The organism is Staphylococcus sp. SUC_1.2 (assembly GCF_026222585.1).
On sequence record NZ_JANJPM010000055.1, the window covers coordinates 1 to 7,164 of the forward strand.

8 protein-coding genes and 1 pseudogene are annotated in these 7,164 nt (G+C 30.9%); 2 read left to right on the forward strand and 7 right to left on the reverse strand.

The features are described 5' to 3' along the window. The coding region (locus tag NR218_RS12235; RefSeq protein WP_154391759.1) for a hypothetical protein at nt 1–191 on the forward strand (191 nt) is incomplete at its 5' end. Here NR218_RS12235 and NR218_RS12240 read toward each other — a convergent pair. The 5 genes from NR218_RS12240 to NR218_RS12260 form a co-directional block, all read right to left on the reverse strand. Next, on the reverse strand, nt 112–642 hold the full coding sequence (locus tag NR218_RS12240; protein WP_011275168.1) for an Asp23/Gls24 family envelope stress response protein: 531 nt from the start codon (nt 640–642) through the stop codon (nt 112–114). The two genes, NR218_RS12235 and NR218_RS12240, sit on opposite strands and share 80 nt — an antisense overlap. Before the next feature lie 63 nt (nt 643–705). Beyond that, a complete protein-coding gene (locus NR218_RS12245; protein ID WP_011275167.1) occupies nt 706–945 on the reverse strand; it encodes a DUF2273 domain-containing protein in 240 nt (79 codons plus the stop codon). Nucleotides 946–957: 12 nt separating this feature from the next. Beyond that, nucleotides 958–1,494, reverse strand: coding sequence for an alkaline shock response membrane anchor protein AmaP (amaP, locus tag NR218_RS12250; RefSeq protein ID WP_011275166.1), 537 nt, complete (start codon nt 1,492–1,494; stop codon nt 958–960). Nucleotides 1,495–1,670: 176 nt separating this feature from the next. Then, the gene (locus NR218_RS12255) at nt 1,671–3,221 is read right to left on the reverse strand and encodes a BCCT family transporter (protein WP_011275165.1); all 1,551 of its coding nucleotides are present in this window, start codon (nt 3,219–3,221) and stop codon (nt 1,671–1,673) included. Between the two features lie 119 nt (nt 3,222–3,340). After that, nucleotides 3,341–4,351 carry a zinc-binding alcohol dehydrogenase family protein gene (locus tag NR218_RS12260; RefSeq protein WP_011275164.1) on the reverse strand — a complete coding sequence of 337 codons (1,011 nt, stop codon included), beginning with the start codon at nt 4,349–4,351 and terminating at the stop codon, nt 3,341–3,343. A gap of 143 nt (nt 4,352–4,494) precedes the next feature. On the opposite strand from NR218_RS12260, the gene NR218_RS12265 reads away from it, so the two are divergent. After that, nucleotides 4,495–5,496, forward strand: a complete 1,002-nt coding sequence (locus NR218_RS12265) for an LLM class flavin-dependent oxidoreductase (protein WP_049394550.1) — start codon at nt 4,495–4,497, stop codon at nt 5,494–5,496. A gap of 39 nt (nt 5,497–5,535) precedes the next feature. On the opposite strand, the pseudogene NR218_RS12270 reads toward NR218_RS12265, so the two are convergent. Both NR218_RS12270 and NR218_RS12275 read right to left on the reverse strand, forming a co-directional pair. After that, a pseudogene (locus NR218_RS12270) lies at nt 5,536–6,386 on the reverse strand (alpha/beta hydrolase). 244 nt (nt 6,387–6,630) lie between these two features. Next, nucleotides 6,631–7,164: family 1 glycosylhydrolase (locus tag NR218_RS12275; RefSeq protein WP_265883435.1), on the reverse strand; the 534-nt coding region annotated here is incomplete at its 5' end.

The following is a 7,164-nucleotide window of genomic DNA, read 5'->3' on the forward strand; positions in this document are numbered from 1 at the left end:
TTGAAAATAATCAAAAAATTTATAAAAAAGACAATTTCTATATTATTTCAATAGAAATTGTCTTTTTTCACTTATCCAAGAACTTTATGTCCCGGACTCTTAAATCTATTATTATTGTAATCCTGATCTTTCAGAATTGTTGTTGTTATTATTATTGTTTTTTTCGTTTTTTTGTTGCCATTCTTTTTTAGTCATAACATCATCAACTTGCATGTTAACTTCTACAACTTGTAAGCCAGTGATATATTTAACTTGTTCTTTTACTAATTCAGTAACTTTACGGAAGATTTTTGGTGCTGATTCACCATATTCTAAGATTACTTTTAAGTCGATTGCTGCTTGTTTTTCGCCAACTTCTACAGAAACACCAGTAGTTACATTGTTTCCACTAGAGAATGCATTAGTAAAGTTATCAGCGAAACCGCCTTTCATATCTAAGATACCTTTAACTTCACGAGCTGCGATTCCAGCAATTTTTTCTACTACTTCATCTGAGAAAGTTAATTTGTTTTCAAATTGTTGTTGTTCATTTTGTTCTCTGTATTGTTCAGCTTGTTTTTGTTGTTCTTCTCTTTCTTTTTCATTAACTCCAGTTTGATTATTGTAAGCTTGTTTAGCTTTGTTATTGTTATCTACTGACATATTACATTCTCCTTTATAAATGAATTTTTTTGTCTTTTATTATTTAGTTCTTAAATAAATTGTTTAACTCCATCTATTTAAGAAATTCATGAAATCCTGTGTACGGTCTTTAATATACCCAACACCAATTCCTATTAAACATAATACGATAACCAAAATTGTTTTCCAAAATCCTAAAGTTAGGAATAAGATTGCTATAATTAAAAATGCAAAGAAACCAATGATACGCCATTTATATGATTTAATGAAGTCAATGATTTGTTGACTTGCATCTTGTCCATTTTGATTATTATTATCAGCCATGTTATCCCTCCCTTACAGAACGCGTTGTCCAGCAGTTTTTTGATCTCTGACATTTACTTCAAGTTTTCTCACTGGTAATTCAGTAAAATATTCTACATTATGCTTAATGTCTGAACGAATACTTTCAGTTAGTGACTTAACTTGTACATCGTTTGGTACTAAGAAGTCAGCCTTGATATCAATGTAAGATTTGCTTTTCTTATTATAAAGCTTCGCTACAACATTAGGTTGTCTTACTTGATCGTATTTAGTAAGTGTATCGTAAGCTGATTTTTCAACTGCTTTACGAGATACATAAATATGACCGTCATCATAATCTTTGTATAATCCTGGTTTTCTATATGTTGGTTTAAAGATGCTGAATACTAATATTAAACCTATCAATATAAGTAGAGCAGCTAAACCAATTAATAGTGGTTGGAACCAATTGAATTGTAAGAAGAAGTCTTGATACTTAGATATACGACTATCTTTTATGTACATAAACAATAGGAATCCAACAATAGCAACTATTAATAGGCCGAGGATAAAGTTTTTTAACCTTTTCACCTCGTATGCACCTCCTAAATTATTGTTGAATTATTATATAGAAAATAATACCCTTTAAATATTTTTCAAAACATTAATGAAAAACTATTAATTTAATTATATAAATATTTATTAAAGTTTTACTTTCTAGATAGAATATTCCCAAATTTAGCACAATAAAAACATATATTTTATTATTATTTTTTCAATTCTTTTTGCTTTGAACTTTTATACTGTAATATGTTTGGAAACTTATTAGAAGTTCTTGGATGATCGATACTTAATGATTTAAACAATGACCAAATCATTAAAATAATAACTATCGAAAATGGTAAAGCGGCAATGATTAATAAGTTTTGAATCGCTTGTGTACCACCTGTATAAATCATAATCATTGCAAATAATGCTAGAATAATACCCCAACTTACTTTCACAAATGATGCAGGATTGATGTCACCTTTCGAACTAAGCATACCTAATACGTATGTTGCTGAATCGGCTGAAGTCACGAAGAAGATCATAATAACTACGAGAGTGATTATGCTAAGAATAAATCCTAGTGGATAATGTTCCAACGTAGCAAATGTTGCAGTTTCAGTAGCTTCTTTTGCAATGTTAGCAATGCCTTTATCTTGTAAATAAACGGCAGATGCTCCAAATACAGCAAAGAAGAAGAAACATACAAGTGCAGGTACAAATAGAACACCAAGTATAAATTCTTTAATTGTACGACCTCTAGATACCCTAGCAATAAAGATACCCACGAATGGTGCCCATGATACCCACCAAGCCCAATAGAATATTGTCCAGTTTTGGAGCCATTGGAATTTTTCTCCTCCATTCATTGGAATACGTAAACTCATACTAAAGAAATTAAAGATATAATTACCTAAACCATTTGTAAATGTATTTAGGATATAAAGTGTTGGGCCAACAATAAATAAGCCAATTAGTACAATAAAGGCTAAAAACATATTGACGTTACTAAGCGTTTTAATCCCTTTATCAATACCTGACCAAGCAGACCATGTAAACAATATAGTCGCAATAATAATTAATATTACCTGTGTACCAAAATTGTTTGGAACATTAAATAGGAAATTTAGGCCTTCATTTATTTGAAGTGCACCAAATCCGAGAGTTGCTGCGACTCCTGTAACAGTGGCGATAACAGCTAATACATCAATTGCACCACCTATAGGGCCTTTCATTGATTTTTCACCAAATATAGGAACTAGGGTTGCACTTACTAATCCAGGGTAACCTTTATGGAAACTAAAATATGCAAAGACTAATGCTACAATTCCATATACTGCCCATGCATGTAATCCCCAATGAAAGAACGAAAATTGAAATGCATCATTGATTGCAGATTGAGTACCTGCTTTATGTATAGGGGTTAACGTAAATGCGTGACTTATTGGTTCTGCAGTAGTCCAAAATACTAGTCCAATCCCCATACCAGCACTAAATAACATCGCAAACCAAGATGGTAGAGAGAATTCAGGATCTTCACCTTCTTCGCCAAGCGTTATCGATGCATATCTTGAAAACAATAAATACACACAGACAAAGAATATGAGTAAAACTAGTAACAAGTAATACCAAGAAAAATTCTTTGCTATAAATGAAGTAATGTTTTGGGTTCCTGTTTCCAATTGTTTGGGCATAAAAGCGCCGTATAAAACAAATAGTGTACAAATAGCTAATGCTATCCAAAACACAAAACTAATTGATTTTTTTCGCATCATAATAATCCTTTCAATAAAATGGTTAATTAAACATTTAAGTCAAAATAAAATGACGTTTATCCTATTGCCTTTTTTTATAGGAATAAACGCCATTTATAAAGAAATATAATAGCTTGTTAATTTAAATTAATGACCAATTTGCCAATCATTGTATTGGATTCTAATATTTGGTGTGCTTGATAGATGTTTTCAGTAGTTAATCCTTCTATAACTTTAGTTGTTGTAGGTTGATAAATATTCTGTTCAACCTTATTTGTTATGTCTTCTAAATATTCATGATGTTTTATCATATCATCAGTTTGATTTAATGGTCTAGCAAACATAAATTCATGTGAGAAACTTAAGCTTTTTGGTTTCAAAGCATTTAAATCTTGGTCATTTTCAAAAGCTACAATAGTAGCAATATGACCTCTAGGTTTCACTAATTGAATCATGTCGTCATAGTACATATCCGTATTAAATGTACAGAATACGTAATCAACCAGTTCAATACCTTGTGTCTTAAATTGATTTAGTAAACTCTCTTTATGATTGAGTACAATATCAGCACCCATTTTTTTAGTCCACTCAATCGTTTCATTACGCGATGCTGTAGTAATAACCCTTAAACCATAGGCCTTAGCAATTTGAGTAGCAATACTTCCTACGCCACCTGCGCCATTTATAATTAACAACGTTTTACCTTCATTTTCATTACGGTTGCGTGAAATACCAAACACATCAAACAATGTTTCATATGCTGTTATACCGGTTAATGGTAAGCTTACTGCCTGCTCAGCGCTAATATTTTTAGGTGCCTTAGCTACTAATCTCTCATTAATCAATTGGTATTCTGCATTTGATCCGTTTTGATCAGGTGAACCAGAGTAATATACAATGTCACCCTGATTAAACATAGTAACTTCATTTCCAACAGATTCAACCACACCAATCGCATCAAATCCTAGTACTCGAGGTGCTTTTGATACATCCATTAATCGCTGTTTTGTATCAACGGGATTGACACTAATAGACTGAATTTTAACTAATATTTCATGTACTTTTGGTTCTGGTATATCTAAATTAAAAGTTTTAAATAAATTTCCATCTGATAATTTAAACGGTTGTTCAAATCCGATTGCTTTCACTATTCATCCGCCACCTTTTTCAAAGCTAATATTACACTAAGTATAATATTTCAAACAAATATATAGCAATATAGAAGCCTTCAATTTAAAATACAACTAAATCTAATTTATCCTATAAAATTATTGAAAGGAGCATATAAAAATTGAAATTAAGTATTTTAGATTATGTTCCAATTTTTGAAGGTAGAAACGCCTATGATGCATTTAATCATAGCATTACATTAGCCCAAACTGCTGAACAATTAGGTTATACAAGATATTGGGTTGCTGAACATCATAATGTATTCTCTGTTTCGTCAAGTGCACCTGAGATCGTAATGATGATGTTATTAGAGCAAACACAAACTATTAAAATAGGAAGCGGAGGCGTCATGTTACCGCACTACAGTGCATACAAAGTGGCAGAACAATTTAGAATAATGGAAGCTCGCCATCCTAATAGAGTAGATATGGGTTTAGGTCGTTCTCCGAGTTTCAAGCAAGTAAATGAAGCACTTAATGAGTATAAATCAACAAAACCAAATTTAGACAATCAAATAGAGGACTTACTACACTACTTTGGCAACAAATATGAAGCCCCACATCGATTCATGTCTATCAAAGCAACACCTGAAATTGATACTTCTCCACAAATGTTTATTCTAGGTATGAGTGAGAGAAGTGCGGAATTAGCTGCTCAAAAAGGGCTACCATTCGTCATTGCATTTATGGGACAATCTCAAACCAAGATTAATAGCCTAATAGAATATTATCGAAAACGATACAAACAATTGAATGACATTTCAAAATCTAATGAGCCATATGTAATTATGTCAACATTTGTAGTTACTGCAAACACGCTTAATAAAGTTGATGATTTATTAGATGCATTACATTTATGGCTTTTACGCATTAATTATCTCAACCAACCTAAGTCATATCCTTCTATTAATACTGCTCAAAAACGTAACTATAGCACTAGTGAACGTAATAAAATTGAGCAAAATAAAAGCCGTGTCATAAGTGGATTGCCTAAAGATATTCATCTAAAATTAACTTATTTATTAAATACGTATCAAGTGGATGAAATCATGATAATGCCTCATGTATATGGGGAACAAGCAAGATTGGAATTGATTCAGTTAGTCGCCAATAATTCACTTTAAACTTAGATTATTTCAGTGTTCATGTTATGTTATAACTTACTATTGCCATAAAAAATTTATGATTTCATCTGACACTTCTTTATTATGATGTAGCGCACTATGTTGCGCTTTCTCCCCTTTATATTCAGATTCTTTATATGTTTTAGGACTATTGCCCAACAAGTATTTTAAGGAGCGAGACGAACTATTAGATACCCTTTCATCAGAGTGTGTTCCGTCTTTCAAATCACCATAAATATTTAGTACTTCTATGTTTTTATTTTTATAGACATCTTTTAGACCTAATAATTTTTCATAATCAGCATTCATTTTACTAGGCTTACCATCTTTATCAACAGTAATTTCATTTACTTTTTCATTTAAATTTAAAACACCGTTATATGTACCAGCTATATTTACTTCTTTTTGAAGTTGAGGTAATTGTTTATCATTTCCATAATATTTCATAAAATAAGCAAAAGACAAGTTTCCCATTGAATGCGCTACAAAAATATAATTATCTATATTGTATTTTGATTTCATTTTTGTAAGTACATTTTTTATGTTTTGAGCATTTTGCATTATGTCACCATTTTTATTATCTTCAAATAATATTTTTATAATTGGATTCTTAGACTTCTTTGAAATTTTGCCACTAAACTGAACTTCTCCGTTAGATAAAACATACGCTGTAACTACATCCTTTGTGACACCTTTTTTACAGCTTGATTGACCATATATTTTTCAGAGTTATTGGTTCCACCATATCCATGCATAAATAAAGTTGCAACTTGCTTTTTATCATTACTTTGATATTTAGATGAATTGTTACTTTTTGATTGACATCCTACTAATGTAAAAATCATTAGGCTAATAATTAAACTAAATATTATCTTTTTAAAAGTTCTCATAATAATACTCCAATGTGTTTTCTTTAAGTATAAATGATGTAGTTACAAAAATGAAAATTAAGTTAAATTGTGCTTTTAAGCATATGTGGTAATAAGTTGAATATATGTTTTTGAATTATTTTTCATGTGATCAAGCCAAGAAAAAATAAATAGGACTGAGAAAAGCTAAATTTTAGCATTTCCCAATCCTACCTTACAATTGTATCTATCATTGCTGGTTGTTACAAAGTTATATTAAAAGCAATTATTTTATTTCCTTACTTTCCGCTAGTTCTTTGTACCAATATGCGCTCTTCTTAGGATAACGTTCTTGCGTTTCAAAATCGACATAAAATAGACCGTATCGTTTTTCATAACCATTTGACCAAGAAAATACATCCATGAGTGACCAAATGAAGTAACCTTTCACATTCGCACCATCACGAATAGCATCAGAAATGACTTCTAAATGTTTTTTTACATAATCTATTCGTGCATCATCATCTACAGTTTTACGTTCCTCATCAAATTGGTCTTTATATCCAAGTCCGTTCTCAGTAATATAAATTTTATGGTAATTAGGATAATCTTTAACTACACGCATGATTTGATCATAAAGACCTTGTGGATAAATCATCCAATCCCAATCAGTACGAGGAACATCTATGTCAAATTCACGTTGTCCTACACCTTTAAGTTGATATTTAGAGCCACCTTTATCTCCAGTAGCATTGTGTGTAATTTCTGATTCTCCTTCATATCCTCTCATCCAATCACTCATATAGTAATTGATACCTAA

Coding starts and splice junctions, on each gene's coding strand:
- NR218_RS12255 (WP_011275165.1), bottom strand. CDS start 3,221: ATGCGAAAAAAATCAATTAGTTTTGTGTTTTGGATAGCATTAGCTATT.
- NR218_RS12240 (WP_011275168.1), bottom strand. CDS start 642: ATGTCAGTAGATAACAATAACAAAGCTAAACAAGCTTACAATAATCAA.
- NR218_RS12245 (WP_011275167.1), bottom strand. CDS start 945: ATGGCTGATAATAATAATCAAAATGGACAAGATGCAAGTCAACAAATC.